We start from the raw sequence: 273 nt of genomic DNA, 5'->3' as shown, positions 1-273 counted from the left end.
CTTGGTTGTTGCCGCGAGTAGAGAAGGTGCCGTTACCGGCTACAGGCATACGTTCTAGCAATTGTTGCAAGTTGTCGTAGCCCATATTGGCAATGTCTTCTTTACCTATGCTTTGTACTGGCGACGGGCCTTCCATATCGGTGCGCTTGATACGCGAGCCAGTGACTTCTATTCGTTCTACACCTTCACCACCGGTTTCGTTAGCGCTGGCAACAGAGGGGAGGGATAACGCAGCAGAGCCTAAAGCGAGGCTTAGGGCAGTGCGCACAGTGC

At 53.5% G+C, this 273-nt stretch carries 1 pseudogene; it reads right to left on the bottom strand.

The window, feature by feature from the left end:
* A pseudogene (locus CWB99_RS23865) lies at nucleotides 1-268 on the bottom strand (TonB-dependent receptor); the annotation flags it as partial.
* Nucleotides 269-273 lie beyond the last annotated feature (5 nt).

The sequence above is a fragment of the Pseudoalteromonas rubra genome (assembly GCF_005887095.1).
Taxonomy (GTDB): domain Bacteria; phylum Pseudomonadota; class Gammaproteobacteria; order Enterobacterales; family Alteromonadaceae; genus Pseudoalteromonas; species Pseudoalteromonas rubra_E.
The sequence above is the reverse complement of the archived record's forward strand: the minus strand, read 5'-3'. Positions and strand labels throughout refer to the sequence as shown.